Consider the following 25,288-nt stretch of genomic DNA (forward strand, 5'->3'; position numbering starts at 1 on the left):
CATGGCAACCGATCAGGAACTATCCGACTTTCTCGCCAGCGTCGAGCGGCGCGCCTTCAAACAGGCCGTGTTTGCGGTGCGCGACGACGAAGCCGCCCTGGACATCGTCCAGGACGCGATGATCAAGCTCGCCGAAAAATACGGCGACAAGAGCGCCGCCGAACTCGCGCCGCTATTCCAGCGCATACTGCAAAACACCATCCACGACTGGTTCCGCCGCCAGAAAGTGCGCAACACCTGGGTCACGCTGTTCTCCAACCTGCGCGATGACCGGGAGGGCGAAGACAATGACCTGCTCGACACTTTCGAGGCCGAAATCGGCTCCGAATCCGCCGAAAGCAGCGCCGACAAGGTCGAGCGCGCGCAGACCATGCACATCATCGAACAGGAGATCCAGCGCCTGCCCGCACGTCAACGCGAAGCCTTCCTGATGCGTTACTGGGAGGATATGGACGTCGCGGAAACGGCTGCCGTCATGGGATGCTCCGAAGGCAGCGTCAAGACGCACTGTTCCCGTGCCACGCACACACTGGCGCAGGCATTGCGAGCGCGGGGGGTCCGACTATGAGCACGAGAAACGAAAAAGAGATCAACGAACGCCGCCTGGCACACGAGATTCGTACGGCACTGGATGCCGGGGCGAATGCGTTGCCGGCAGATGTGACCGAACGGCTCGCCGCCGCGCGGCGCATCGCGCTGTCCCGTAAAAAGGCACAGGCCGTTGCCACTGTTCCACAACTGGCGATTGCCGGCATGCAGACGGCCGACTTCGGCGAGGACGATTCGCCACTGCATCGGGCGGGCTCGTGGCTGCGCCGGCTGGGTCTGGTCTGGACACTGGTGGCGCTGGCCGCCGGCCTGGCGGGTATCTACCACTGGCAGCAGCAAAAACGCGTCGACGAACTGGCGGATGTGGATGCGGCCATGCTGCTCGACGACCTGCCGCCCACCGCCTACGCCGATCAGGGCTTCCACGTGTTCCTGAAGCGCGGCCAGTAATATGACCAGCGCACCCCTGCATCCCGACGCGACGCGCCGGCGGCTGGCGGTTTTGCTGCTGGCGGCGATGGCCACGGCCACGACCTTGTGGCTGAGCCCGGCCACCTGCCAGGCGCAAGGCGGCCATGCGCCCGGCGTCGCCGTCGCCAATGCCCATCCGACCTGGGAAGAACTCAACCCGGTGCAGCAGCATGCGCTCGCGCCGCTGGCGGGAGAGTGGAACAGCTTTCCCGAGCTGAACCGGCGTAAATGGCTGAAGATTGCCGAGCGTTATGAGAAGTTCTCGCCGGCCGAGCAGGCTCGCCTGCAGACCCGCATGACGGAATGGGTCAAGATGACGCCGCAGCAGCGGCGCCTGGCGCGCGAAAACTACCAGATCACGCGCTCGCTGCCGGCCAAGAAGAAGACTGAAGCCTGGGACAAGTATCAGCAGTTGCCGGAAGAGCAGAAGAAGAATCTCGCGGCGGCCGAAAAAGTGCCGCGCCGTCCGGGAGCCGTCAGCGCCCTGCCCTCGGGCAGGCACTTGCCCACCGAAACCAACCGCCAGCTGCACCTGCAGAAGAAGGCCCCCGCCGGCACCACGTCGACCGCCATGCGCAAGACCGAGCCAGCATCCGCTGCGCCCGCCCAGGAGCCTCCGGCGCCTGCGGCAACCACCGGCGCGCCGGGGGCGGCCGCCGACACGCCGCGCGAGGCGGCCACCGAAGCCGCCAGCAGCAGCACCGCCGGCATGCCGGACGAACCGGTACGCCGCTGAGCCGTACAGGTCGCCGGGCGCTGCCTTCCCGCCCTGCCGCCGCTGCCTTTTGGCATAATGCACGCTTGTCCCGGCCTCGCCGCGCCCTGTTTGCTGCCTTGCGGCCGGGCGTTGCGATACCGCCATGCCTTGGCTGCCGCTGCCGCGAATGACAGCGGTGCCACGTGGCGACACGCGACACCGCCGAGCCGGCAGTCTTATCTACCCGACGGCACTCCGCCCGATGCGGCCTCATCACCGGGCCTCGCCGCTTTCCCGCCTCTGCGCCATGCCTGCCGTGATCACGCCCAAACCCGACGCCAAGCCAGCCACCTCCGCGCCAGCCGGCCCCGCGCTGCCGGCCAGGGCGCCCACGCTCCGCCGGCGCATTGCCTGCATGCTGTACGAGGGCGTGCTGTTGTTCGGCGTGCTGAGCGCGTCCACCGCGCTGTACCTGCTGGCGCGCCCGGGACTGCGGCAGCTGGGGCTGGACGGCCCGTTCGCCATGCAGCTCTGGAGCTTCCTGGTGCTGGGCTGCTACTTCGCCTGGTTCTGGCAGCGCAATGGCCAGACCCTGGCCATGCAGACCTGGCGCATGCGCGTGGAAACCAGCGCGGGCGTCCCCCCGCGCTGGCCCCAGGCAGCGCTGCGCTACCTCCTGGCCTGGCTATGGCTGCCGCCATCGGCGGCGGTCGGCCACTGGCTCGGCCTGGTCAAGGGGCCCTTCGTCGGCGTGCTCGCCGCCGGCCTGCTGATCTGGATCCTGCTCGCCTGGCTCGACCCCAGGCGGCAGTTCCTGCACGACCGCCTGGCCCGCACCCGCCTGACTGACCTGCGCCCGCCCAATTCATGAAGCTGTCGGCCGCCGCCTTGCGCCGCATCGCGGTGGCATTGCAGGCCGCCGCCGCGCTGGGCTGCGCCGCCGCGCTCCATGCCTGGCTTGGCTGGCCCATCGCCGCGGGCTTGCTGGCCGGTATCGGCGTCGCGCTGGCGGCATATGGATTGTCAGTCGCGGGCGCCTTTGCCATTTCCTTGCGCGGCCTGGGCGAGCCGGCCGGGACTCGGCCGCCGGTCCCGCCCGTCTTGCAGGCCATCCGGCCTGCGCCGTTGACGCTGGCGCAGGCGCTGACCTGCTTTCTGCGCGAATACGCCGCCGTATTCCGCATGTTCAACTGGCTGCAGCCATTCTGCTCGCAACGGCGCTTCGCGCCGGCCAGGGCTCCTGCATCGCACCCCCCATTGCTGCTGGTGCACGGCTACGGCTGCAACCATGCGGTCTGGCTCGACATGCAGCCGGCCCTGGCGGCTGCCGGCTATCACTGCGAAGCGATCGACCTGGAGCCGGTCTTCGGCGACATCGACCAGTACGCCCTCGAAGTGCGCGCCGCCATCGCGCGCATCGCCGCCACCAGCGGCCAGCCACCGCTGCTGCTCTGCCACAGCATGGGCGGCCTGGCCGCGCGCGCCGCACTGGCGGGCCGGGGCGCCGCGCCGCCCTGCCGCGGCATCGTCACGCTGGGCACGCCGCACCATGGCTGCGCGCTGGCGCGCTACGGCAGCGGCTTCAATGCACGGCAGATGCGCTGCGGCAGCGCCTGGCTACGTGCGCTGGCGGCACGCGAAAAGCCGCGCCAGCGCGAGACCCTGGTATCCATCTTCAGCTGGCACGACTCGATTGCCGGCCCGGCAGGCACGGCCTGGCTGGATGGCGCACATCATATTGCCCTGGCGGGCATCGGCCACGTCAGCCTGCTGCGCCATCCACGGGTCACGCAGGCCGTGCTGGGCGCACTTGCACAGCTGTCTGCCGTGGCGCCCACCGCCTGAGCCGAACCTCGGCGGGTCCCGCCCCGCGGACAGCCGGGCAGGGACTCCATGCGCGCCCCCATGGCGGCGACGCAACGGTCATGTGACGTTCATGTTCCCGTCACGGCTCGGTCATGGTCTGCTGGCCCAATGCAGCCATCGTCGCTACCGGGGCCGCCATGGTTCAAGCTCTTCGTTCTGCCTGCGGGCGTCTGGCCGAGGCTGCGCAACAGCTGCGCAGCCGCAATGCCGAGACCGAGCCGCAACCGCAACGCCATTCATTGCCCACCGCACTGGCCGCCTTCATGCCACCAGGCAACGCCTTGCCGCCACGGCCAGCGGCGCAGCCCGCCCCGTCGTCCGCCAATGCTCCCGCTCCAGCCGACCCCACCCCTCCCGGCGCCACCGCCCAGACCCCGCATCCAACCCACCCGGTCCGCCATTACCGCGCCATCTGGCTGTCCGACATCCACCTCGGCACGCCGGGTTGCCAGGCCGATTACCTGCTCGACTTCCTCAAGCACAACGAATCGGACCAGCTCTACCTGGTCGGTGACATCATCGACGGCTGGCAACTGCGCCGCGGCTGGTACTGGCCGCAAAGCCACAACGATGTGGTGCAGAAGCTGCTGCGCAAGGCGCGCAAGGGCACCGAGGTAATCTACGTGCCGGGCAACCATGACGAAGCGGCACGCCAGTTCGATGGCCTCGCCTTCGGCGACATCACGGTGCGCGAAGATACCGTCCACGTCACTGCAGCCGGCCGGCGCCTGTGGGTGGTGCATGGCGACCTGTTCGACGGCGTGGTGCAGCACGCGCGCTGGCTCGCCTACCTGGGCGACTCGCTCTATACCGTGATCCTGGCCATCAACCGCCACTTCAACAGCATCCGGGCCCGCCTCGGCTTCCCCTACTGGTCGCTGTCGCAATACCTGAAGCACCAGGTCAAGAACGCCGTCAACTACATCAACTCGTTCGAGCACGCCATGGTGGACGAGGCGCGCCGGCGCGGCTGCGACGGCGTGGTCTGCGGCCATATCCACAAGGCCGAGATCCGCGAGGTGGACGGACAACTCTACTGCAACGACGGCGACTGGGTGGAAAGCCTGTCCGCCCTCGTGGAAACGCAGGAGGGCGAATTACGGATCGTCTACTGGACCACCCTGCTCGACGCCCCCGCCACGGCCACGCGCCGACGCGCCACCGCCCCGGCGTGACAAGGCCTGACGCCCCCGCCAACGCAATCCCCTGGCTTCGCCGAGGCCAGTCGTCCACGCGGCCCCGCCGCAAGGAGCACGCATGAAGATCCTGATCGTCACCGATGCCTGGGAGCCGCAAGTCAATGGCGTGGTGCGCACGCTCAAATCCACCCGCCGCGAACTGCTTGCGATGGGGCACACGGTGGAGCTGATCACACCGCAGGAATTCCGCACCATTCCCTGCCCGACCTATCCCGAGATCGCGCTATCGCTGTTCGCCGGCGCCAAAGTCCGGGAGCGCATCCGCGCCTTCGCGCCGGACGCCCTGCACATCGCCACCGAAGGGCCGCTCGGGCTGGCCGCACGGCGCTATGCGATCGGCGAGCAAATCCCGTTCACCACGGCCTACCACACGCGCTTTCCGGAATACGTGCAGGCCCGCTTCGGCATTCCGCTGGCCTGGACCTACCGCTTCCTGCGCTGGTTCCATGGCCCCGCGCGTGCCGTGATGGCGCCGACCCCGGTGGTGCTGCAGGACCTCCGGCACTTCGGCATCGCGCATGGCGTACTGTGGACCCGCGGCGTCGACCTGGACGTGTTCACCACCCAGCAGGTGAACGTGCTCAACACGGCCCATCCGATCTTTCTCTACGTCGGCCGCGTTGCCGTGGAGAAGAACGTCGAAGCCTTCCTCGCGCTGGACCTGCCGGGCTCCAAGTGGGTCGTTGGGGACGGACCGGCGCTGGCATCGCTGCGCGCCCGCTATCCCGCCGCCAGCTACCTTGGCGTGCTGAGCCAGCCGGAGCTGGCCAAGGTGTATGCTTCAGCCGACGTCTTCGTATTTCCCAGCCGCACCGATACCTTCGGGCTGGTCTTGCTGGAAGCACTGGCCAGTGGCCTGCCGGTAGCGGCCTATCCGGTGACCGGGCCGATCGACGTGCTTGGCGACAGTACTGCCGGTGTGATGCACGAAGACTTGCGTGAAGCTTGCCTGGAGGCGCTGCGCATCGACCGCGCCACCGCTCGCGCCCATGCCGAGCGGTTCTCGTGGCGCGCCGCCTCCGAGCAATTCCTGACACACCTGCAACCGCTGCCGACGGTCCGCGCGGCCCTGAATGGCAATGCTGCCCGTCCTTCCCCCGAACATGCCGACTCCGCATCGCCCGCCGTCCGACCCTCACCACCCGCCAGCGCCGCAGACCATGGCGCCGGACTCGCCGAACAGCGACTACACGATTGAGCAGAACCCCCACAAGGGCAACCGCGGCCTGGCGCGGGCCTGGCACGCGGCCATCAATTCCCTGTCCGGCCTGCGCTACGCGGTACTGGAGGAAAGCGCGTTCCGCCAGGAACTGACGCTGGTGGCGATCCTGACGCCCTGCGCACTGCTGCTGCCGGTCGGCATCGTAGAGCGCATCCTGCTGCTGGGCACCCTGCTGCTGGTACTGATCGTCGAACTGCTCAATTCCAGCGTGGAGGCCGCGGTCGATCGCATCTCGCTGGAGCGCCACAGCCTGTCCAAGCGCGCCAAGGATTTCGGCAGCGCCGCCGTGATGCTGGCGCTGGTGCTGTGCGGCGGCACTTGGGTGGCGATCGCCGGACCGATCGTGCTGGACTGGCTGCGCGGGCTGGCAGCCTGAGGCCACCCCCGCCGGGCGGGATGCGGCGGCGCCGGCAGGCGCCGCGGCTGGTGGCGGGCATGGCGCAAGCGCCCCGGCACGCCCCAAGAAGGCACCTGCGGCAACGCGGCAAACGGCGATGGCATACGGCGATTGCTTATAATCGCCTTCAACTCACCGAATTGCCGCTCGCCCGGTCGCCTATGGAACCCAAACAGCAAGCCGGTCCCCGCCGCACCCGGGACCGCATCCTGGACGTCTCGCTACGCCTGTTCAACGAAGTCGGCGAACCCAACGTCACCACCACCACCATCGCGGAAGCGATGGAGATCAGCCCCGGCAATCTCTACTATCACTTCCGCAACAAGGACGACATCATCAACTCCATCTTCGTGCTGTTCGAGCAGGAGATGGAGCGCCGCCTCAAGATGCCGGCGGACCACAAGGCCACGCTGGACGAAAGCTGGGGCTACCTGCAGTACATGGCGGAATTCCTGTGGAACTACCGTTTCCTGTATCGCGACATCAACGACCTGCTGGCGCGCAACCGCATGCTTGAGACCAATTTCAAGCGCATCGTCGAGCAGAAGAAGCGCTTTGCGATGGAAATCTGCCGGCAGTTCCAGGAAGACGGCGAGATGGAGGCCACGCCCGAGCAGGTCGAGGCCATCTGCACCAACATCGTGGTGATCGCCACCTACTGGCTGTCGTTCCAGTTCGTCCAGCATCCGCGCCAGTACAACGACCCCGAGCAGATCCGTGGCTACCTGCACGGCGCCAGCTACCATATCTTCTCGATCCTGGCCCCTTACCTGCGCGGCAAGGCCCGCCAGGCATTCGACAAGCAGGCCCAGGAATACGCCGCCGCCAGGGCGGCGCAGACGGCAAAGGACAAAAAGTGAAATCGCTTTGTATTTATTGCGGCTCCAGCCCGGGCAACCGTCCCGAGTACGCCGACGCGGCGCGCGCCATGGGCAAGACCCTGGCCGAACGTGGCCTCGCGCTGGTGTACGGCGGGGGCAAGGTCGGGCTGATGGGCACCGTGGCCGACGCCGTGCTGGCGCACGGCGGCACCGCCATCGGCATCATTCCCGAGGCGCTGATGCAGAAAGAGGTCGGCCACCGCGGCCTGACCGAGCTGCACGTGGTGCGCAATATGCACGAACGCAAGCAGATGATGGCCGACCGCGCCGATGCCTTTATCGCCATGCCCGGCGGCGTCGGCACCTTCGAGGAACTGTTCGAGACCTTCACCTGGCTGCAACTGGGCTACCACGCCAAGCCGGTCGGTCTGCTCAATGTGGCTGGCTTCTATGATGGCATGCTCGGCTTCCTGCAGCATGCGGTCGACGAGGGCTTCCTGAAGCAGGTCCACAACGACCTGCTGCATGTGGCCCCCACGCCCGAGGGCATCCTCGACAAGCTCGGCAACGCGCCTCGCGTGCTGGTGGACAAATGGCAGGAGAAGCGCGGGCAGACCTGATGGCAACTGCCTGCCGCCGGGCCCGGCGTACCGGATCGAACTGGTGCGGCTGGCCCTGATGCCGGCGCGGTAACGCCGGCTGCCGGTCAGAACGACGATCCGGGCTCCCGCAGGAAAGCCGTCTCTGCCTCCGTGCTCTGCCGTCCCAGCAGGGCATTGCGATGCGGAAAGCGCCCGAAACGCGCGATCACCGCCCGGTGCTTGAGCGCCCAATCGACCTCGTCGACGCGGCCCCCGCTTTCGTCGCGCAGCGCCGTCATCAGCCGCACGGCCTCGTTCTGGTCGGCAAGCGATTCGGAATGCTCGAAGGGCATGTAGCAGAACATGCGGTGGAAGGGCGTGGGCAGCAGGCGATCGGCGCCGCTCGCCACCGTTTCCCGGGCCGTCTCGAGCGCCTGCGCGTCGGAAGCAAAACTGCGCGGGTCGCCACGAAAAATATTGCGCGGCATCTGGTCCAGCACCACGATGCGCGCGCAGGCGCCCAGCGGGCTTTGCGCCCAGCCGGCGTGCGCGCCGGCGTGCATGGCCTGCCACAGCGGCAGGAAGGCCTCGCGCATGCCGGCATCGAACGCTTCGGACTTGGTGAACCACTGCGCGCGCGTGGTGTCCCATCCGGCCGATGCGGGCGCGCCGAACCAGAAGTCCAGCACGCGCCTGGCGTCGGCAGTGGGAATCACGGCAGCTTGGGGGGTTGTGTTGGTCATTGGCGATCGGTGGGGGGCTGGAGCCGTGCGCCGGGTCATCAGCGCGGCACGTTGCGCATCCAGTCCGCGGTCTGGAACAAGGCCTGCATCAGGCGCATCTGCAGGTCTTCGGACAAGCCCACGTCCTGCATCGCCAGCGCCATGCAGCGCATCCACTGGTCGCGCTCGCTGGTGCCGATCTCGAACGGCAGGTGGCGCGCGCGCAGCCGCGGATGGCCAAAGCGCTCGATGAAATGATTGGGCCCACCCAGCCACCCGCACAGGAACCAGAACAGCTTGTCGCGCGAGCCATCCAGCGAGGCGGGATGCAGGGCGCGCAGGCCCTTGAACTCGGCCTCGAGGTCCATCAGGTCGTAGAAACGGTCCACCAGTTCGCGCACGCGCGCCTCGCCACCCACCAGTTCATAGGCAGTGCTCTCGGCGGTTGCGGAAGTGACGTCTTCAGGCTTGGATTCGGTACGCATAAGACACTCGGAAATACTCAGGGCGCGGGCTGCATGGCAAGCGGGCAAGACGCTCAGGTCTCGCGCAGGGTAGCCAGCGCCGGCTGCCTCAGCACCTCGCGCAAACCCAGCCAGCCGCCCGCGAAAGCGCACAGCATGCCAGAAAGCACGCCCGCCGGCACGATCCAGCCATTGAAGCGGTAGGGGAAATCGAACACGAACTGCGACAAACCCCAGCCCACCGCGCTCGCCCCCAGGCTGGCCAGCAGGCCAGCCAGCCCGCCCACCACCAGGAACTCGGCATATTGCGTCTGCCGCACCACGGCGGCGGAGGCACCCAGCGCCTTGAGCAGGCCGGCATCGCGCTTGCGTTCGTCGCGCGCGCCGGAGAGCGCCGCGTAGAGCACGGTCACGCCGGCCGCCAACGTGAACACGAACAGGAACTCGACCGCGGCGATGACCTGGTCGAGGATGTCCTGGATCTGGCGCAGGATCAGGTCGGTGTTGACCACCGTGATATTCGGGAAGGCCGAAACCAGCCGGTTGCCCAGCGCGGCCTGCGCGACGGGCAGGTGGAAGGCGGTGATGTAGGTCTCCGGCAAGCCCTTCATGGCGGCTGGCGGCAGGATCACGAAGAAGTTCACCCGCATCGAACCCCAGTCGAGCTTGCGCAGTGAAGTGACCGGCGCCTCCACCGACTGGCCCGCCACGTCGAAGCGCAACGTATCCCCCAGCCGGATCCCCAGCGTCTTGGCAATGCCCTCCTCCACCGATGCCCCGGCCTTGCCCCCGCCAAGCCAGTGGCCCGCGACCACGCGGTTGCCGGCCGGCAGCGCATCGGTGTAGGACAGGTTGAACTCGCGCTCGACCAGGTTGCGGGCGCGGCCATCGGGATAGCGCTCGGCCCGCACCGGCTGGTTGTCGATATGCGTCAGGCGGCCGCGCACCATCGGGTACAGCAGGTCTTTGATGCCGGCGTGCGCGAGCATGCCGGCCAGCGGCGCGCGCTGGTCCGGCTGGATATTGATGATGAAACGGTTGGGCGCATCCGCCGGCGTGGCGTTGCGCCAGGAGGCGATCAGGTCGTTGCGGGTCATGCCGAGCAGCAGCAGCGCCATCAGACCCACCGCCAGCGCAACCGTCTGCAGCACCGTGACGGCGCGGCGCCGCTCCAGCACCGCCAGCGCAAAGCGCCAGCCCACGCGGCCGCGCGCCAGGCGCCGGCCGCGCATCAGGCGTGCCAGCAGGCTCAGCAAGCCCAGCGCCAGCAGCGCGAACAGGGCCCCGGCGGCAAGAAAGCCACCCGCGGTGGTCAAGCCCAGCTTGAGATCGCGCGCAGCCACCAGCAGCAGCGCCACGAAGGCGCCCAGGCCCAGCCCGTAGGCGACCCAGGTGGAGACCGGCGGCGCGCCGATATCGCGTCGCAGCACACGCAGCGGCGGCACCCGGGTCAGCGCCAGCAGCGGCGGCAGGGCAAAGCCTGCCAGCAGCACGACGCCGGCCAGCAAGCCCACCAGGGCAGGCAAGGCGGACGGCTGCGGCAGCGTCACGGTCAGCAGGCTGCCCAGCGATAGCAGCAGGCCATAGTGCGCCAGATAGCCCAGCGCCACGCCGGCCACCGCCCCACCGATGCCCAGCAACAGGAACTCCAGCCCAAAGGCGAGCAGGATCTCGCGGCGCGACAGGCCCATGCACTTGTAGACCGCGCAGGCATCGGTATGGCGCTGCATATAGCGGCGTGCCGACATGGCGATGGCCACCGCGGCGATCATCGACGACAGGACCGCCACCAGCGACAGGAAGCGCTCGGCGCGATCCAGCGTGGCGCGCATTTGCGGCTGGCCGGATTCCAGCGACTCGACGCGGGTATTGCGCAGGGCCCGCTTGTCGATTTCGGCCTCCGCCCACTTCTGGTAGGCCTGCGCGGCAGCGTCGGGGCCGGCCACCAGCAAGCGGTAGGTGACACGGCTGCCCCAGCCCACCAGCCCGGTGGATTCCAGGTCCGACAAGGGCAGCATCACGCGCGGCGCGAAATTCATGAAGCCGGCGCCGCGGTCCATTTCCTGGGTGATGATGCGCTCGATGCGAAAGCCGCGGCTGCCCAGCTGGATGGTGTCCCCCACGGACACCCCGAGCGAATCCAGCAAGGCCGCGTCCACCCACACCGTGCCCGCGGCCGGAATGCCGGTGGCGGCGATTTCCGGCGCGCCGGGCGCGGCGGTAACCTTGAGCTGCCCGCGCAAGGGATAACCGGGCGCGACGGCCTTCAGCGCGGCCAGTTGCGAGGCGGCGTCGGACTTGCCTTGCGGTCCTGCCGTGCCCGGCACATGCACGGTCGCCATGCTGGGAAAGGTAACCGTCTGCGTCGTGGCCAGCCCAGCCTGAGCGGCGTGGCCGGCAAATACCGCGTCGAACGGCTGGTCGGACACCAGCAGCACGTCGGAGGCGATCATCTGGCGCGCGTCTCGCTCCAGACCCAGGCGCATACGGTCGGCGAGAAAGCCCACGCTGCTGAGCGACGCCACGGCCAGTACCAGTGCGAACAGGAGCAGACCCAGCTCACCGGCACGCCAGTCGCGCCGCGCCATGCGCAGGGCCTGGCGCCAGGGCGAGAAGCGTGCCGGCCCCCTGCGCCGGGCGGCGCCGGCCGGCGCTGCGGCGTCGTTGTCCGATGCGGACTGGGAGGCGGACTGCGAGGCGCGTTCTGAAGGCATTGATTTCTTATCCGTGCATGCGTTGCTGCAGCCTGCCTGGCAGGCTGCGTGCGGGTAATCGGTAAATCCTGCTGAATCCACGCAGGGCCCCGGCATATTGCCGGATATCGCCTGGGCAGCGGCGATCGTGGGCGCGCTAGCGCCTGGGCTGGCGCTGGCGGGCTGGCGGCAAGGCGGCCTCCGAACGCTTGCGCAGGGCATCCCGCAAGCGCCGCACGCCGCGCCACAACTTCGGCAGCAGCCATGCCGCCACCAGCAGCAGCAAGAGCAGTACCGCCAGGAACACTACCGGCAGGAAGAATGCCAGCAGCAATCCGCTACTGGCTGCCACGTCCTCGCTCAGTGAGGCCACCCAATTCGAAAACGGCTCCGGAGACACATTGATCAGCGCGCGGGTGCCTGCCTTGGCGGCGTGGGCGGTGCCGGCCAGGGTGCCGCCCACCAGTCCGGCGGCGACCACCCATTGCGGATCGAGTTGCCCGAACGCCGCGGCCGCCAGGATCGCGCCGGCGGGAATGCGGATAAAGGTCTGGATGCTGTCCCAGAAGGAGTCGAAGCCAGGTACCTTGTCGGCCACGAATTCGGCCAGCGCCAGTACCGCGGCCAGCGCGATCACCCACCACGACTCCAGCGCATGCAGGCCGGGCGGCAGGTGCAGCCAGCCAGCGCGGCCCAGCGCGCCGGCGGTGAATACAGCCAGGTAAAGGCGAAATCCGCTGGTCCAGGACAAGCCCGCGGCCAGTGCGGCCGTTTCTAGCATGGCGCTCCTTGCAAGGTCAGGCTGGCGGGCACGCGGCCTGCCGATGCAAGCAGTGTAATACGGGGCCGCCCGGAAGGCCGGGCGTGGCTTGCGGCATGGCGTGCGGCGAACGCAAATACCGTTTCGCCGGCGCTTGCAGGCGCCCTGTCCCTAGCTGCCTTCCTTGCCGTCCGGGCCATACCAGGGCAAGGCCTCCTGCGGCGTGAGTATCCCATCCGGCTGCGCCATGATGTACCCCGGCAGCGCCTCGATGCGGCGCGCGAAAGCGGGATCCGCAATCAGCGCCAGCAGCGCGTGCGCCCAGGGCGCCAACTGGTCATTCTTGCGCAGCGCCAGGAAATACGCCTCGCGCGTGAGCGGCACGAAAGCCAGGCCGTGGGCTTCGGCGTTCATGCGCAGGCCGAAGCCGGCCTCGGCGCGGCCGGCGTGCACCGCTTCCGCCACTTTCTCGTTGCTGAATTCGGGGGTTTCGTAGCCGACGATCTGGTCCGGAAAAAGACCGTTCGTCGCCAGCAACTGATCGAACAGCATGCGCGTGCCGGAACTGCGCTGCCGGTTGACGAAGCGCGCCCGGGTGCGCGCCAGATCGCGCAGGTCGCGAATCTCGCGGGCCAGGCCAGGCGTGACGATCAGGCCCTGCTCGCGCCAGGCCAGCCGGATCAGCCGCACGCCGACGGGCCGCAGCCATTTGCGCAGGGTCACATGGGCCACCGAGCCCGCGGTCTGGATCGGCGAAACGTAGAAGCCAGCCAGTTCGGACTGCCGCTCCTGCAGGCAGATCAGGCCTTCCACGCTGCCGCAGAACACCGTATCGAGATGGAGCCCGGCCGGCTGGCCGTGCAGCGCGCCTGCCAGCACCTCCATGGCGGGATCGTGGCTGCCGGAAAAGCGGATGCGGGTCTGGGGCTGGGCCGCGTCGTCGAGATCGGCCAGAAAGTCCACCATGGCCTTTTGCACGATGGGATCGATGGACTCGCGCAGGCGCCCTTCCGCGCGCAGCAGGCGCTCGCCGAACAAGGTCAGCGACGCGCCGCGGCCTCGCTCCATATCGAGCATATTGCGCCCGAGCATTTCCTCCCATGCGCGCATCACGCCCCAGGCATGGCGGTAGGACAGCCCGATCTCGCGCGCCGCGCGATGCAGGGAGCCGGTCTCGCGCACGGCCTTGAGCAATTGGAACACCTTGCCGTTGGAGCGCGGATTATCGTCCGCGGCTACCACCGGGAACAGGTCAAAGCGGAATGTCATATGCAACGCTTTTCATATTTACTTCGGAGATATGGGGCATCGACAACGTAAAGCCTTGATTTTCTCGTTCTCCGCCGCATTCTCACCGATGCCATGAGTTTATGGCAATTATGTTTATAAAAGCATAAGACAAGGATAATCACCGCTGCTCATCGCATAATGGGCGAATTAAGCGGCGTGGACTTATTGCGGGGCAAGATGGAAAGATGGGGGGACGAATTCGTCGCCGCCGGCCATGGGTGTCAACCGCCGCGACATAACGTGACGTACAACGACTTCGTGGGGTCGGGCCGGCCAGGCTCAAGGGTGACAAGGACGTCATGGCCGGTGTCCAATTCATCTCGCACGACGACAACGCCGGCGCCGGCGCGATGGAAAAAGACGGAACGAAGCAGGCCGGCGCTGTTCTTCCCGGGCGATAAGGGCAAGCAGGCCGGGAAAAAGCGGGGTGCGAAGTGTAAGGCTCAGCCCGCTCAGGGTTGCGCCTCTCCCACCCTCGGCAACTGCGGCAACACCGGCAACTCCCCCGCCACTTCCGCGATCATGCGCCGCAGCCACATCACGTCCGGCGCTGCGTGGCAGCGCTCGTGCCAGAGTTGGTAGAACCGCATGCGCGGAAAGGCCACCGGCGAAGGCACCATCTTCAGCGGCAGGTATTGCGCGTAATGCGCGGCGAACTGCCGTCCGGTGGTGAACACCATGTCGGTCTTCATCAGCACGTAGGGCACCAGCCCGAAGTACGGCAGCGTGACCTGGATATTGCGCTTATAGCCCTGCTCGGCCAGCGCCTGGTCGATCATGCTGCGCTGCATCGAGGCATACGGCGCGGGCGCCAGGTGCGGCATCTCCAGGTAATGCTTGAGCGTGAGCCCCTTGCGCGCCAGCGGGTGCTGGGCGCCCAGCATGCACACCACCTCGTCGTCGAACAGCGGCGAGATATGCAGGTGCTCGGGCGGCGACAGCCAGTTGCCGACCACGATGTCCAGTTGCCCCTGCTCCAGGCTCTCCAGGAAATCGCTGGACGAGGTCATCGGGTGCACGAACAGCTTGGCGCCGGGCGCCAGCCTGCGCACCCGCTCGACGATATTGGGCAGGAAAAAGGCGTCCAGGTAGTCGGGCGCGCCCAGGTGGAAGGTGCGGGTGGTGGTGGCCGGGTCGAAATGCTGGGGCGGACGGGCAATGCGATCCATCGCCGCCAGGCTCTGCTCGGCCAGTTGCAGCAGTTCGCGCCCGCGCTCGGTCGGCACCATGCCGCTCTTGCCGCGCACCAGGATGGCGTCGCCGGTGATCTCCCGCAGGCGCTTGAGCGTATTGCTGATGGCCGGCTGCGACTGGCCGAGCCGAACCGCGGTGCGGGTCACGCTCTGCTCGGTCAGCAGCGTGTGCAGCACCCGCAGCAAATAGGTGTCGAGATGGTCGCGTCCATGCATGGCGAGGGGGCGCCAGGCGCGCATGGCGACCGGTGGCGTGGGGGATGGGAACGGCGCATAGTGTATGTCAGGCACCCCGTCATCGGTCAAATCCGGCCGTCACTCTCCTTGCCGGCCGCGCAACGCTCTCCCCCCTTGATGGGGCATATCACCTGGGCCGAATATTGCATCACCGGCACCAGTGCTATGTTAGTCCCCATCATAAAGAGAGAACACGCCATGGAGACGCAAACCATCCGCTTTTACCACCGCGGCAAGGTCCAGGAGATCGCCGACGCCCCCGTGACCCGTACCGTGCTGCAGTACCTGCGCGAGGACGCGCGCTGCACAGGCACCAAGGAGGGCTGTGCCGAAGGCGATTGCGGCGCCTGCACCGTGGTGCTGGGCGAACTGCGCGAGGACGGCGAGGTCGAGTTCAAGGCGGTCAATTCCTGCATCCAGTTCCTGCCCACGCTGGACGGCCGCGCGCTGATCACCGTGGAAGACCTGCGCCAGGCCGATGGCGCGCTGCACCCGGTCCAGCAGGCGATGGTGGAATGCCATGGCTCCCAGTGCGGCTTCTGCACCCCCGGCTTCGTGATGTCGCTGTGGGCGCTCTACCAGCAGAACGCCGAGGACGCCGGCACCGGCCGCGCGCCGGCCCGCGCTACCATCTGCGATGCGCTCACCGGCAACCTGTGCCGCTGCACCGGTTACCGCCCCATCATCGAGGCCGGCCAGCGCATGATGGCGCTGCCGGCGCCGCAGGCCAGCAAGCTCGAGCCGCGCCGGATCGCCGACACGCTGCGCTCGCTGCAACGCGAAGCTACCTTCCACTACAGTTTCGACGGCCAGCACTTCTACGCGCCGCGCACGGCGTCTGCCTTTGCCGCCATCAAGGCAGCCGAGCCGGGCGTGCGCATCCTGGCCGGCAGCACCGACGTGGGCCTGTGGGTGACCAAGCAGTTCCGCGAACTCGGCAACCTGCTGTACGTGGGCCAGGTCGCCGGCCTGAACAGCATCGGACAGGTCGACGGCGCTATGGAAATCGGTGCGGCAGTCTCGCTTGAGCGCGCCTACGCGGCGCTCAATGCCGTGCACCCCGCGCTGGAAGAACTGTGGAAACGCTTTGCCTCGCTGCCGATCCGCAACGCCGGCACGCTCGGCGGCAATATCGCCAACGGCTCGCCGATCGGCGATTCCATGCCCGCGCTGATCGCGCTTGGCACCGAAGTGGTGCTGCAGCGCGGCGAAACGCGCCGCACCCTGCCGCTTGAGGACCTTTACCTGGCTTACCAGAAGACCGCGATGGCCGAGGGCGAGTTCGTCGCGGCGCTGCGCGTGCCGCTGGCGGGACCGCAGCACTTCCGCACCTACAAGCTGTCAAAACGTTTCGACGAAGACATCTCCGCGGTGTGCGCCGCTTTTGCCGTGACGGTGGAAGATGGCGTGATCCGGCAGGCACGGGTTGCCTTCGGCGGCATGGCCGCCACACCCAAGCGCGGCGCGCGCACCGAAGCCGCGCTGGTGGGCCAGCCCTGGACCGAAGCCACCGCCCGCGCCGCCATGGGCGAACTGGCGCAGGACTTCACGCCACTCACCGATATGCGCGCCACCGCAGCCTACCGCAGCCGCGGCGCCGCCAACCTGCTGTACCGCTTCTGGCTGGAAACGCGCGCCGGCGCGCTGCCCGCCGCCGCCGTCAATGTCCGCGCCATCGGCGCGGGCCGGACCGCCGCCACCGCCACCGCCACCGCATAAGGAGAGATCGGCATGAACAAGCAAACCGAACCCTTCCTGTTCGACGCCGGGATCGAGGCCAGGGCCGCCGTCTCCACGCCGCAGGTTGGCATCTCGCGCCCGCATGAATCCGCCCACCTGCATGTGGCGGGCACGGCCACCTATACCGACGACATTCCCGAGCTGGCCGGCACGCTGCACGCCGCGCTCGGCATGAGCGCGCGGGCCCATGCCCGCATCAAGGCCATTTCGCTCGACCAGGTGCGGGCCGCGCCGGGCGTGGTCGCCGTGCTGACCGCCGAGGACATCCCCGCCGCCAACGACTGCGGCCCGATCATCCACGACGACCCCATCCTCGCCAACGGCCTGGTGCAGTTCATCGGCCAGCCGGTGTTCGTGGTGGTGGCCACCTCGCACGATGCCGCGCGCCGTGCGGCACGCCTGGGCGCGATCGAATATGAAGACCTGCCGCCCGTGCTGTCGCCCGAGGCGGCGCACCAGGCCGGCAGCTACGTGCTGCCGCCGATGCACCTGACGCGCGGCGAGCCGGCCAGCCATATTGCCGCCGCCGTCCATCGCGACAGGGGCAATATCCGCCTGGGCGGCCAGGAGCAGTTCTACCTGGAAGGCCAGATCGCCTACGCCGCGCCCAAGGAAAACGACGGCATGCACGTGTGGTGCTCGACCCAGCATCCCACTGAAATGCAGCACGCTGTCGCACATATGCTGGGCTGGCACGCGCATCAGGTGCTGGTCGAATGCCGCCGCATGGGCGGCGGCTTCGGCGGCAAGGAATCCCAGTCGGCCATGTTCGCCTGCTGCGCCGCGCTGGCTGCCTGGAAGCTGCTGTGCCCGGTCAAGCTGCGTCCGGACCGCGACGACGACATGATGATCACCGGCAAGCGCCACGACTTCGTCTTCAACTACGAAGTCGGCCACGATGCCGAGGGCCGTCTCGACGGCGTGGCGGTGGAAATGGTCTCGCGCGCCGGTTTCTCGGCCGACCTGTCCGGCCCGGTGATGACCCGCGCTATCTGCCACTTCGACAACGCCTACTGGCTGCCGAATGTGAAGATCGACGGCTATTGCGGCAAGACCAACACGCAGAGCAATACCGCCTTCCGCGGCTTCGGCGGCCCGCAGGGCGCCTTCGCCATCGAGTACATCCTCGACAACGTGGCGCGCACCGTGGGCCGCGATTCGCTCGACGTGCGCCGCGCCAACCTGTACGGCAAGGCCGAGCGCAACGTCACACCCTACGGCCAGACCGTGGAAGACAACGTCATCCACGAACTGCTCGACGAACTCGAGGCCAGCAGCGCCTACCGCGAGCGCCGCGCGGCCACGCGTGCGTTCAATGCAGGCAGCCCGGTGCTGAAGAAAGGCATCGCCATCACGCCGGTGAAGTTCGGTATCTCCTTCAACGTCGCGCACTTCAACCAGGCCGGCGCGCTGGTGCACGTGTACAACGACGGCTCGGTGCTGGTGAACCATGGCGGCACCGAGATGGGCCAGGGCCTGAACACCAAGGTGGCGATGGTGGTAGCGCACGAACTCGGCATCCGCCTGGAGCGCGTGCGTGTGACCGCCACCGACACCAGCAAGGTGGCCAATACCTCGGCCACCGCCGCCTCCACCGGCACCGACCTGAACGGCAAGGCCGCCCAGGACGCCGCGCGCCAGATCCGCGAGCGCCTGGCCGCCTTCGCCGCGCGCCAGGCCGGCGTGGATGCGGACAGCGTGCAGTTCGGCGACGACCTGATCGTCGCCGGCGAACTGCGCCTGGACTTCAGCGACCTGGCGCGCCAGGCCTATGTGGCGCGCGTGCAGTTGTGGTCCGACGGTTTCTACACCACACCCAAGCTTTACTGGGATCAGTCCAGGCTGCAGGGGCGGCCGTTCTACTACTACGCCTACGGTGCGGCCTGCTCCGAGGTACTGGTGGACACGCTCACCGGCGAATGGCGCCTGCTGCGCGCCGACGTGCTGCATGATGCCGGCCGCTCGCTGAACCCGGCCATCGACATCGGCCAGGTGGAAGGCGGCTTTATCCAGGGCATGGGCTGGCTGACCACCGAGGAACTCTGGTGGAACAGGGACGGCAAGCTGATGACGCATGCCCCTTCCACCTACAAGATCCCGACGGTCAACGACTGTCCGGAGGATTTCCACGTGCGGTTGTTCGAGAACGACAACGCGGAAGACAGCATCCATCGCTCCAAGGCGGTGGGCGAGCCTCCGCTGCTGCTGCCGTTCTCGGTGTTCTTCGCGATCCGCGATGCGGTGGCCAGCGTGGGAGATTACAAGATGAATCCACCGCTGGTGGCGCCGGCTACCAGCGAGGCGATTCTGGATGCGGTGGATGCCATGCGGGCAACTGCGCCGGTGGTGCAGTGAGGCGAGGCGGCTGACGACAGCGCCTCCCGTCCGCCGCCATCGCTGAAGACCGCAACGAATCGACGACGTAAGGCGCTTCAAAGAAGCACAGCATCAACCCCAAAAGGCACCACCATGCAGGACGCTCCTCTCAAACCCTTCCGCTTCGCCGACGCCACCCGCCTGGTGCGTGCCGGCGTGCCGGTGGCGATGGTCACCATCGCCGAGGTGAAAGGCTCGGCCCCGCGCGAGCCGGGCGTGCGCATGCTGGTGACGGCCGACGATCTGGTTGGCACGGTCGGCGGCGGGCACCTGGAATGGCGCGGCATGGAGATCGCGCGCACGATGCTGGCCGAGGACGGCGCCACGCGGCAAATCGTGCGCATCCCGCTGGGGCCGGCACTGGGGCAATGCTGCGGCGGCGTAGTGCAACTTGCCTTCGAAGTCTTGAGCGAAGCCGACCTGCCGTGGCTGGACGCGGTGCAAGCGGCCTTCGCCGCCGGACGCGCGCTGACGCGCACGGTGCCGCCGGCAGGCCCGGTGCGGCACGCCGCGGCACAGGCACTGACGCCTTCGGTGGCCTTGCGCAGGGACGGCAGCTGGACCGACATCATGGTGCCCGACGAATTGCATGTGGTGCTGTTTGGCGCCGGCCACGTCGGCCATGCGCTGGTCAAGGTGCTGGCCAACCTGCCCTGCCGCGTGCACTGGGTGGACGAGCGTGACACCTTGTTCCCGCCCGGCCTGCCGGACAACGTTGTCGCGGAAGCGACCGATACGGCCGAGGCCGTGGTCGACGACGCACCCGCCGGCAGCTACTTCCTGGTGATGACGCACAGCCATGCGCTGGACCAGACGCTGTGCGAGCGCATCCTGCGGCGCAATGATTTTGCCTATTTCGGCCTGATCGGTTCCAGGACCAAGCGCGCGCGCTTCGAGCATCGCATGGCGGAAAAAGGAATTGACCCTGCCCGCTTTGCGGAAATGACGTGCCCGATGGGCGTCTCCGGCATCACGGACAAAGCTCCGGCTATGATTGCGGTTGCCATCGTCGCGCAACTGCTGCAGGTTCGCGACCAGCGCCTCGCCCACCTGGGCGCGCTGGCCGCCGGCCGCGGCAGCCAAGCGACGGACACGACGCAAACCAAGACCGCAAAAGGAACCCCATGACGCTCGATGCCGCGCTAGCAGACCGTATCCGCCAAACGCCGAAAGCGGAACTGCACGTCCATATCGAAGGCACGCTCGAGCCCGAGCTGATTTTCCGGCTGGCCCAGCACAATCAGGTCAAGCTGCCCTACGCCAGCGTGGAGGCACTGCGTGAAGCCTATGCCTTTACCGACCTGCAATCCTTCCTCGATATCTATTACGCCGGCGCCAGCGTGCTGCTGACCGAGGAAGATTTCTTCGACATGACGATGGCCTACGTGCAGCGCGCCGTCGCCGACAACGTCCGCCACGCGGAGATCTTCTTCGATCCGCAGACGCACACCGCGCGCGGCGTGCCGATCAGCGTGGTGATCGACGGCATCTCCGACGCGCTGGCCCAGGCCCGCACGCAATACGATTTTTCCAGCAGCCTGATCCTCTGCTTCCTGCGCCACCTGTCCGAGGAAGACGCCTTCGCCACGCTGGAAGCCGCGCTGCCCTACCGCGACCGCTTCGTCGGCGTGGGGCTGGATTCTTCCGAGCAAGGCAACCCGCCGGAGAAATTCGCCCGCGTCTTCGCCCGCGCCCGCGAGCTTGGCCTGCACCTGGTGGCGCATGCCGGCGAGGAAGGCCCGGCGCAGTACGTCACCGACGCACTCGACATCCTGAAAGTGGAGCGCATCGACCACGGAGTGCGCGCCATCGACGACGCGGCGCTGGTCGAACGCCTGGCACGCGAGCGCGTGGCGCTGACCGTGTGCCCGCTCTCCAACCAGAAGCTCAAGGTCTATCCCGACCTGCGCGACCACTCTCTCAAGCGCCTGCTCGACGCCGGCGTGGCAGTGACACTGCACTCGGACGACCCCGCCTATTTCGGCGGCTATATGAACGCCAACTGGGAAGCCACCTTCGACGCCCTGCCGCTGACCGCGGACGATGGCCACAAGCTGGCCCGCAACAGTTTCGAGGCGGCCTTCCTGCCCGCCACGCAAAAGGCCGCCTTCCTCGCCGAAGTCGACCACTTCTGGCAATCCCCACTGCCCGCCACGGCCTCCACGGCCTGACGCGCGGCGCACACCAAGATGCCGGCGCGCCACGCGCGCCGGCGCACGACGAGACATGGATATGACGACCACGCCCCCCACCCAGTCCATCACCCGCGCCATCCGTGGCCGCGTGCTGCACTTCCTGCGCGATCCGCAGTTTCATGACGACGCGTACCAGTATTGGGAAGACGGGGTGCTGATCGTCACCGCCGGGCATATCGCCGCGGCCGGCGACTATACCGCGCTGGCCGCGCAGATCCCCGCCGGGGCCGAGGTGATCGACCACCGTGGCAAGCTGATCCTGCCCGGCTTTATCGACACCCATGTGCATTACCCGCAGACCGACATCATCGCCTCGCCCTCGCCCGGCCTGCTGCACTGGCTCGAGACCTACACCTTCCCCGAGGAACGCCGCTTTGCCGAGCCGGAGTACGCGGCCGCGGTGGCCGGCTTCTTCGCCGACGAACTGCTGCGCAACGGCACCACCAGCGCGGTAGCCTGGAGCACCGTGCATACGGCGTCGGCCGACGCGCTCTTCGCCGAAGCCGACCGCCGCAACCTGCGCCTGGTGACGGGCAAGGTGCTGATGGACCGCAACTGCCCCGAGTTCCTGCGCGACACCGCCGAATCCGGCGCACGCGACTCGGCCGACCTGATCTCGCGCTGGCACGGCAAGAACCGCCTGTCGTATGCCATCACGCCGCGCTTCGCGCCCACCTCCAGCGACGCGCAGCTGGCCGCCTGCGGCGAACTGGCCAGGGCCTACCCGGACGCCTTCATCCAGACCCACGTGGCGGAAAACCGCGACGAAGTGAAGTGGGTGGCCGAGCTGTTCCCGCAAGCGCGCAGCTATCTGGACATCTATGACCACTATGGCCTGCTGCGTCCGGGCGCGCTCTACGGCCACGCCATCTACCTGGACCAGGATGACCGCAAGCGCCTGGCCGACAGCGGCGCCGCGGTGGCGCACTGCCCCACCTCCAACCTGTTCCTGGGCAGCGGCTTCTACGACTTCCACCAGTCCGACGCCCATCGCCTCAACGTAACGCTGGCCACCGACGTGGGCGGCGGCACCTCGTTCTCGATGCTGCGCACCATGAACGCCGCGCACAAGGTGGCCCGCATGGGCGGCTATCACCTGAGCGCGCTGCGCATGTTCTACCTGGCCACCCGCGCCGCGGCGGACGCACTGGGCTGGAGCGAGCGCGTGGGCAGCTTCACGCCCGGCTGCGAGGCCGATTTCATCGTGCTCGACCCGCAAGCCACGCCGCTCATCGCCCGCCGCAGCGAGCGCTCGGAAACCCTGGAAGAACAACTGTTCGCCTTCGCCATGCTGGGTGACGACCGCGTCATCGGCAACGTCTATGTGATGGGCGAGGCAGCCGGCGCGTCGGCTCCCGCCGCGCACTAAGCGCCCTGCCCCGGGGACTTGCCCGCCTCTCTCGCCATGCTGGGGATGCACCATGTGTACGGTGCATCACTCGCAGCCGGCCGCGCCACGGCGGCTTGACCCCGATCAACACCCCTGTCACGCAAGCCTTCTAAGCTGTCGCAACCTTGGCCCCATTGCGGCCTGCGCCGTCTTATCGTCCTATCCCGCGCTCATCCCGCGTTCGACAACTGAAGGTTTTTGCATGATTGCCACGCAGCAAGCCCCTGTACCGGAGCCTATTTCCCCCGACGTGCCACTGCCCTCGCGCAAGATCATCCGGGGCTGGCTGATCCCGCTGGCCGAGCGCAGCACGCCGCGCGCGCTGGTGCTGTTCGCGCTGGACACCGCGCTGTTCCTGGCCACCCTGGCCGGTGTCGTGCTGTTCTCGCACTGGCTCGCCAAGCTGGCCGCGAGCCTGGCGATGGGCATCATCATCGCCCGCCTGTTCATCATCGGCCACGATGCCTGCCACCAGAGCCTGACGCCCCGTCGCCGCCTCAACAAATGGCTGGGACGGCTGACCTTCCTGCCGTCGCTGACGCCTTACAGCCTGTGGGAAGTCGGCCATAACGTGGTGCACCACGGATACTCCAACCTCAAGGGCTTCGACTTCGTCTGGGCGCCCTACTCGCTCGAGGAATTCCAGGCGCTGCCGCGCTGGCGCCGCGCGCTGGAGCGCGTGTACCGCAACGGCTTCGGCGCGGGCCTGTATTACCTGCTCGAGATCTGGTGGTTCAAGATGTTCTTCCCCAGCCGCCGCCAGATGCCCACGCGCCGCGCCATCTTCCTGTGGGACTGCGCGCTGGTGGCCGCCTTCGGCGCGGCCTGGATCGGCGCACTGGTCTGGGCGGCGGCAGCCAGCGGCCAGTCGGTCGCGCTGCTGATCGGCCTGGGTTTCGTGCTGCCCTTCCTGGTATGGAATTTCACCGTGGGCTTCGTGCTCTACGTGCACCACACCCACACCAGCGTGGCCTGGTACGACACCAAGACGATGTGGGCGCGCGCCCAACCCTTCGTTTCCACCACCGTGCACCTGCGCTTCAGCTACGGCATCGGCGCCGCCCTGCACCACATCATGGAACACACCGCGCACCACGTGGACATGAGCGTGCCGCTGTACCGCCTCAAACGCGCCCAGGCACTGCTGGAGCATGCGCTGCCGGGCCGCATCATCATCCAGAACTTCAGCTGGCGCTGGTATTTCGACACCGCGCGCCGCTGCAAGCTGTACGACTTCAAGGCCCTGTGCTGGACCGACTTCCGCGGCCGCCAGACCAGCGATAACTCGCCGGTACCGGTCTGAACCACGCAACAGCACCCAACGGCGGCTATGGACGGCCGCCACCCGCCTTGGCTATAATGCGGGCTTCCATTGGGGAGTAGCCGCCTCGTTTTCGCCATCCACGCAATGTGGAGCAAGGAAAAAACGGGGGCGTACGTCAACAGACTTGACCGCTTGCGGTTATGGCGTGCGCAGCAACCGGAACGGGCTTGATGCCTGCTTCCAGCGCCTGGCGAGACCGATGACCTCACCTTTCTGGCCGGGCCGGGAAAGGTGTGCGTCATTGGCATCTCGCGATGCGGCGGCCCGGTTACCACCAAGAAATCAAATGGAAGCCTTCCTCGTCTCCACAGGCATCGTCGCCCTTGCAGAAATGGGCGACAAGACCCAGTTGCTGTCCCTCGTGCTCGCGGCGCGTTACCGCAAGCCCCTGCCGATCATTCTCGGCATCTTCATCGCCACCATCGTCAATCACGGTTTTGCCGGCGCCCTCGGCGGCTGGATCACGCATATGCTCGGCGCCGACGTATTGCGCTGGATCCTCGGCATCGGCTTCATCGCCATGGCCGGCTGGATGCTGATCCCCGACAAGCTGGACGACGCCGAACAGGCCAAGCCGGTCAAGGGCGCCATCGGCATTCTCGGCACCACCATCGTGGCCTTCTTCTTCGCCGAGATGGGCGACAAGACCCAGATCGCCACGGTGGCGCTGGCGGCACGCTTCAGCACCGAGGTCATTTCCGTGGTGGCAGGCACCACCTTCGGCATGATGCTGGCCAATGCGCCCGCCGTGGTGCTGGGCGACCGCTTCGCCAACAAGATGCCGATCGGCCTGGTGCACAAGATCGCCGCTGCCATCTTCCTGGCTCTGGGCGTGCTGGCGCTGCTTGGCGTGGGCGGCTGAGCCGGGCCCGGCCACGCATGGCCAGACAGGCCAGCAGGCCGCGGGGCTTTGTCGGCTGGGTGGCCGAGGCCTTCGGCCGCGTGGGCGGAAGCGGCGCCTGAACTTAGCGGCCCTTGTATCCAGCGTAATACTCAATTACAAAATGCCGCCCCGCTGCTGTCCCGGAATCCCGGCCGGGCGCCGTTAAGAAAGCTATCCGTTCGCACGGATCGCGCTGGCCGGTGCCGGCGCCTTTCACT

General features: G+C 67.6%; 23 protein-coding genes and 1 riboswitch. Of the genes, 17 read left to right on the top strand and 6 right to left on the bottom strand.

All coding sequences use genetic code 11. The features are described from left to right. The first annotated feature begins 1 nt into the window (after position 1). The 10 genes from AC3FOF_RS28710 (at position 2) to AC3FOF_RS28755 (ending at position 7,842) form a co-directional block, all read left to right on the top strand. Positions 2 to 568, top strand: a complete 567-nt coding sequence (locus AC3FOF_RS28710) for an RNA polymerase sigma factor (protein ID WP_017225620.1) — start codon at positions 2 to 4, stop codon at positions 566 to 568. Beyond that, positions 565 to 999 (top strand): DUF3619 family protein, encoded by a 435-nt coding sequence (locus AC3FOF_RS28715; RefSeq protein WP_017225619.1) that lies wholly within the window; start codon positions 565 to 567, stop codon positions 997 to 999. Before AC3FOF_RS28710 ends, AC3FOF_RS28715 begins: the two co-directional genes overlap by 4 nt. Before the next feature lies 1 nt (position 1,000). Continuing rightward, on the top strand, positions 1,001 to 1,756 hold the full coding sequence (locus AC3FOF_RS28720; RefSeq protein ID WP_488728515.1) for a DUF3106 domain-containing protein: 756 nt from the start codon (positions 1,001 to 1,003) through the stop codon (positions 1,754 to 1,756). Positions 1,757 to 2,024: 268 nt separating this feature from the next. Next, complete coding sequence (locus AC3FOF_RS28725) at positions 2,025 to 2,588, top strand: RDD family protein (protein WP_276265414.1); 564 nt, start codon at positions 2,025 to 2,027, stop codon at positions 2,586 to 2,588. Then, positions 2,585 to 3,562 carry an esterase/lipase family protein gene (locus tag AC3FOF_RS28730; protein ID WP_488728516.1) on the top strand — a complete coding sequence of 326 codons (978 nt, stop codon included), beginning with the start codon at positions 2,585 to 2,587 and terminating at the stop codon, positions 3,560 to 3,562. The genes AC3FOF_RS28725 and AC3FOF_RS28730 overlap by 4 nt, the downstream gene beginning before the upstream one ends. A gap of 158 nt (positions 3,563 to 3,720) precedes the next feature. Continuing rightward, positions 3,721 to 4,758, top strand: coding sequence for a UDP-2,3-diacylglucosamine diphosphatase (locus AC3FOF_RS28735; protein ID WP_488728517.1), 1,038 nt, complete (start codon positions 3,721 to 3,723; stop codon positions 4,756 to 4,758). Positions 4,759 to 4,840: 82 nt separating this feature from the next. After that, a complete protein-coding gene (locus AC3FOF_RS28740) occupies positions 4,841 to 5,980 on the top strand; it encodes a glycosyltransferase family 4 protein (protein WP_276266784.1) in 1,140 nt (379 codons plus the stop codon). Next, entirely contained in the window at positions 5,886 to 6,380 is a 495-nt protein-coding gene (locus tag AC3FOF_RS28745; RefSeq protein ID WP_035807411.1) for a diacylglycerol kinase, read from the top strand. The genes AC3FOF_RS28740 and AC3FOF_RS28745 overlap by 95 nt, the downstream gene beginning before the upstream one ends. 182 nt (positions 6,381 to 6,562) lie before the next feature. Continuing rightward, the gene (locus AC3FOF_RS28750) at positions 6,563 to 7,261 is read left to right on the top strand and encodes a TetR/AcrR family transcriptional regulator (RefSeq protein WP_017225770.1); all 699 of its coding nucleotides are present in this window, start codon (positions 6,563 to 6,565) and stop codon (positions 7,259 to 7,261) included. Next, positions 7,258 to 7,842, top strand: a complete 585-nt coding sequence (locus AC3FOF_RS28755) for an LOG family protein (RefSeq protein WP_017225769.1) — start codon at positions 7,258 to 7,260, stop codon at positions 7,840 to 7,842. The genes AC3FOF_RS28750 and AC3FOF_RS28755 overlap by 4 nt, the downstream gene beginning before the upstream one ends. Before the next feature lie 86 nt (positions 7,843 to 7,928). On the opposite strand, the gene AC3FOF_RS28760 is transcribed toward AC3FOF_RS28755, so the two are convergent. From AC3FOF_RS28760 to AC3FOF_RS28785, 6 genes are all read right to left on the bottom strand, one after another. Continuing rightward, positions 7,929 to 8,546 (bottom strand): DUF924 family protein, encoded by a 618-nt coding sequence (locus AC3FOF_RS28760; RefSeq protein ID WP_488728518.1) that lies wholly within the window; start codon positions 8,544 to 8,546, stop codon positions 7,929 to 7,931. A 38-nt stretch (positions 8,547 to 8,584) separates the two neighbouring features. Then, the gene (locus tag AC3FOF_RS28765) at positions 8,585 to 9,010 is read right to left on the bottom strand and encodes a group II truncated hemoglobin (RefSeq protein ID WP_017225767.1); all 426 of its coding nucleotides are present in this window, start codon (positions 9,008 to 9,010) and stop codon (positions 8,585 to 8,587) included. Positions 9,011 to 9,063: 53 nt separating this feature from the next. Further along, positions 9,064 to 11,703: an ABC transporter permease gene (locus AC3FOF_RS28770; protein ID WP_488728519.1), complete on the bottom strand. Its 2,640-nt coding sequence runs from the start codon at positions 11,701 to 11,703 to the stop codon at positions 9,064 to 9,066. 136 nt (positions 11,704 to 11,839) lie between these two features. Continuing rightward, the gene (locus tag AC3FOF_RS28775) at positions 11,840 to 12,463 is read right to left on the bottom strand and encodes a DUF4126 domain-containing protein (RefSeq protein WP_276266786.1); all 624 of its coding nucleotides are present in this window, start codon (positions 12,461 to 12,463) and stop codon (positions 11,840 to 11,842) included. A gap of 150 nt (positions 12,464 to 12,613) precedes the next feature. Further along, positions 12,614 to 13,711 (bottom strand): substrate-binding domain-containing protein, encoded by a 1,098-nt coding sequence (locus AC3FOF_RS28780; RefSeq protein WP_017226172.1) that lies wholly within the window; start codon positions 13,709 to 13,711, stop codon positions 12,614 to 12,616. Between the two features lie 473 nt (positions 13,712 to 14,184). Then, a complete protein-coding gene (locus tag AC3FOF_RS28785) occupies positions 14,185 to 15,141 on the bottom strand; it encodes a LysR substrate-binding domain-containing protein (RefSeq protein ID WP_035810312.1) in 957 nt (318 codons plus the stop codon). 219 nt (positions 15,142 to 15,360) lie between these two features. On the opposite strand from AC3FOF_RS28785, the gene xdhA reads away from it, so the two are divergent. The 7 genes from xdhA to AC3FOF_RS28820 all read left to right on the top strand — a co-directional run bounded on the left by xdhA (position 15,361) and on the right by AC3FOF_RS28820 (position 25,049). Further along, positions 15,361 to 16,881, top strand: coding sequence for a xanthine dehydrogenase small subunit (gene xdhA, locus AC3FOF_RS28790; protein ID WP_488728520.1), 1,521 nt, complete (start codon positions 15,361 to 15,363; stop codon positions 16,879 to 16,881). Between the two features lie 12 nt (positions 16,882 to 16,893). Beyond that, positions 16,894 to 19,257, top strand: a complete 2,364-nt coding sequence (xdhB, locus tag AC3FOF_RS28795) for a xanthine dehydrogenase molybdopterin binding subunit (RefSeq protein WP_488728521.1) — start codon at positions 16,894 to 16,896, stop codon at positions 19,255 to 19,257. A 114-nt stretch (positions 19,258 to 19,371) separates the two neighbouring features. Further along, the gene (gene xdhC, locus AC3FOF_RS28800) at positions 19,372 to 20,406 is read left to right on the top strand and encodes a xanthine dehydrogenase accessory protein XdhC (protein WP_017226460.1); all 1,035 of its coding nucleotides are present in this window, start codon (positions 19,372 to 19,374) and stop codon (positions 20,404 to 20,406) included. Beyond that, a complete protein-coding gene (locus AC3FOF_RS28805; RefSeq protein WP_017226461.1) occupies positions 20,403 to 21,449 on the top strand; it encodes an adenosine deaminase in 1,047 nt (348 codons plus the stop codon). Before xdhC ends, AC3FOF_RS28805 begins: the two co-directional genes overlap by 4 nt. Positions 21,450 to 21,510: 61 nt before the next feature. Continuing rightward, the gene (gene guaD / locus AC3FOF_RS28810; RefSeq protein WP_035810984.1) at positions 21,511 to 22,842 is read left to right on the top strand and encodes a guanine deaminase; all 1,332 of its coding nucleotides are present in this window, start codon (positions 21,511 to 21,513) and stop codon (positions 22,840 to 22,842) included. A 223-nt stretch (positions 22,843 to 23,065) separates the two neighbouring features. Then, positions 23,066 to 24,166 (top strand): fatty acid desaturase, encoded by a 1,101-nt coding sequence (locus AC3FOF_RS28815; RefSeq protein ID WP_017226463.1) that lies wholly within the window; start codon positions 23,066 to 23,068, stop codon positions 24,164 to 24,166. 59 nt (positions 24,167 to 24,225) lie between these two features. Continuing rightward, a riboswitch (yybP-ykoY riboswitch) is annotated at positions 24,226 to 24,359 on the top strand. A gap of 114 nt (positions 24,360 to 24,473) precedes the next feature. Continuing rightward, positions 24,474 to 25,049, top strand: a complete 576-nt coding sequence (locus tag AC3FOF_RS28820; RefSeq protein ID WP_017226464.1) for a TMEM165/GDT1 family protein — start codon at positions 24,474 to 24,476, stop codon at positions 25,047 to 25,049. The last annotated feature ends 239 nt before the right edge of the window (positions 25,050 to 25,288 follow it).

The organism is Cupriavidus sp. 96C5-1, from assembly GCF_057798855.1.

Excerpts from the sequence above, each read along its gene's own strand:
- AC3FOF_RS28710 (WP_017225620.1), top strand. The coding sequence starts at position 2 with ATGGCAACCGATCAGGAACTATCCGACTTTCTCGCCAGCGTCGAGCGG.
- AC3FOF_RS28715 (WP_017225619.1), top strand. The coding sequence starts at position 565 with ATGAGCACGAGAAACGAAAAAGAGATCAACGAACGCCGCCTGGCACAC.
- AC3FOF_RS28720 (WP_488728515.1), top strand. The coding sequence starts at position 1,001 with ATGACCAGCGCACCCCTGCATCCCGACGCGACGCGCCGGCGGCTGGCG.
- AC3FOF_RS28725 (WP_276265414.1), top strand. The coding sequence starts at position 2,025 with ATGCCTGCCGTGATCACGCCCAAACCCGACGCCAAGCCAGCCACCTCC.
- AC3FOF_RS28730 (WP_488728516.1), top strand. The coding sequence starts at position 2,585 with ATGAAGCTGTCGGCCGCCGCCTTGCGCCGCATCGCGGTGGCATTGCAG.
- AC3FOF_RS28735 (WP_488728517.1), top strand. The coding sequence starts at position 3,721 with ATGGTTCAAGCTCTTCGTTCTGCCTGCGGGCGTCTGGCCGAGGCTGCG.
- AC3FOF_RS28740 (WP_276266784.1), top strand. The coding sequence starts at position 4,841 with ATGAAGATCCTGATCGTCACCGATGCCTGGGAGCCGCAAGTCAATGGC.
- AC3FOF_RS28745 (WP_035807411.1), top strand. The coding sequence starts at position 5,886 with ATGCCGACTCCGCATCGCCCGCCGTCCGACCCTCACCACCCGCCAGCG.
- AC3FOF_RS28750 (WP_017225770.1), top strand. The coding sequence starts at position 6,563 with ATGGAACCCAAACAGCAAGCCGGTCCCCGCCGCACCCGGGACCGCATC.
- AC3FOF_RS28760 (WP_488728518.1), bottom strand. The coding sequence starts at position 8,546 with ATGACCAACACAACCCCCCAAGCTGCCGTGATTCCCACTGCCGACGCC.
- AC3FOF_RS28765 (WP_017225767.1), bottom strand. The coding sequence starts at position 9,010 with ATGCGTACCGAATCCAAGCCTGAAGACGTCACTTCCGCAACCGCCGAG.
- AC3FOF_RS28770 (WP_488728519.1), bottom strand. The coding sequence starts at position 11,703 with ATGCCTTCAGAACGCGCCTCGCAGTCCGCCTCCCAGTCCGCATCGGAC.
- AC3FOF_RS28775 (WP_276266786.1), bottom strand. The coding sequence starts at position 12,463 with ATGCTAGAAACGGCCGCACTGGCCGCGGGCTTGTCCTGGACCAGCGGA.
- AC3FOF_RS28780 (WP_017226172.1), bottom strand. The coding sequence starts at position 13,711 with ATGACATTCCGCTTTGACCTGTTCCCGGTGGTAGCCGCGGACGATAAT.
- AC3FOF_RS28785 (WP_035810312.1), bottom strand. The coding sequence starts at position 15,141 with ATGCATGGACGCGACCATCTCGACACCTATTTGCTGCGGGTGCTGCAC.
- xdhA (WP_488728520.1), top strand. The coding sequence starts at position 15,361 with ATGGAGACGCAAACCATCCGCTTTTACCACCGCGGCAAGGTCCAGGAG.
- xdhB (WP_488728521.1), top strand. The coding sequence starts at position 16,894 with ATGAACAAGCAAACCGAACCCTTCCTGTTCGACGCCGGGATCGAGGCC.
- xdhC (WP_017226460.1), top strand. The coding sequence starts at position 19,372 with ATGCAGGACGCTCCTCTCAAACCCTTCCGCTTCGCCGACGCCACCCGC.
- AC3FOF_RS28805 (WP_017226461.1), top strand. The coding sequence starts at position 20,403 with ATGACGCTCGATGCCGCGCTAGCAGACCGTATCCGCCAAACGCCGAAA.
- guaD (WP_035810984.1), top strand. The coding sequence starts at position 21,511 with ATGACGACCACGCCCCCCACCCAGTCCATCACCCGCGCCATCCGTGGC.
- AC3FOF_RS28815 (WP_017226463.1), top strand. The coding sequence starts at position 23,066 with ATGATTGCCACGCAGCAAGCCCCTGTACCGGAGCCTATTTCCCCCGAC.
- AC3FOF_RS28820 (WP_017226464.1), top strand. The coding sequence starts at position 24,474 with ATGGAAGCCTTCCTCGTCTCCACAGGCATCGTCGCCCTTGCAGAAATG.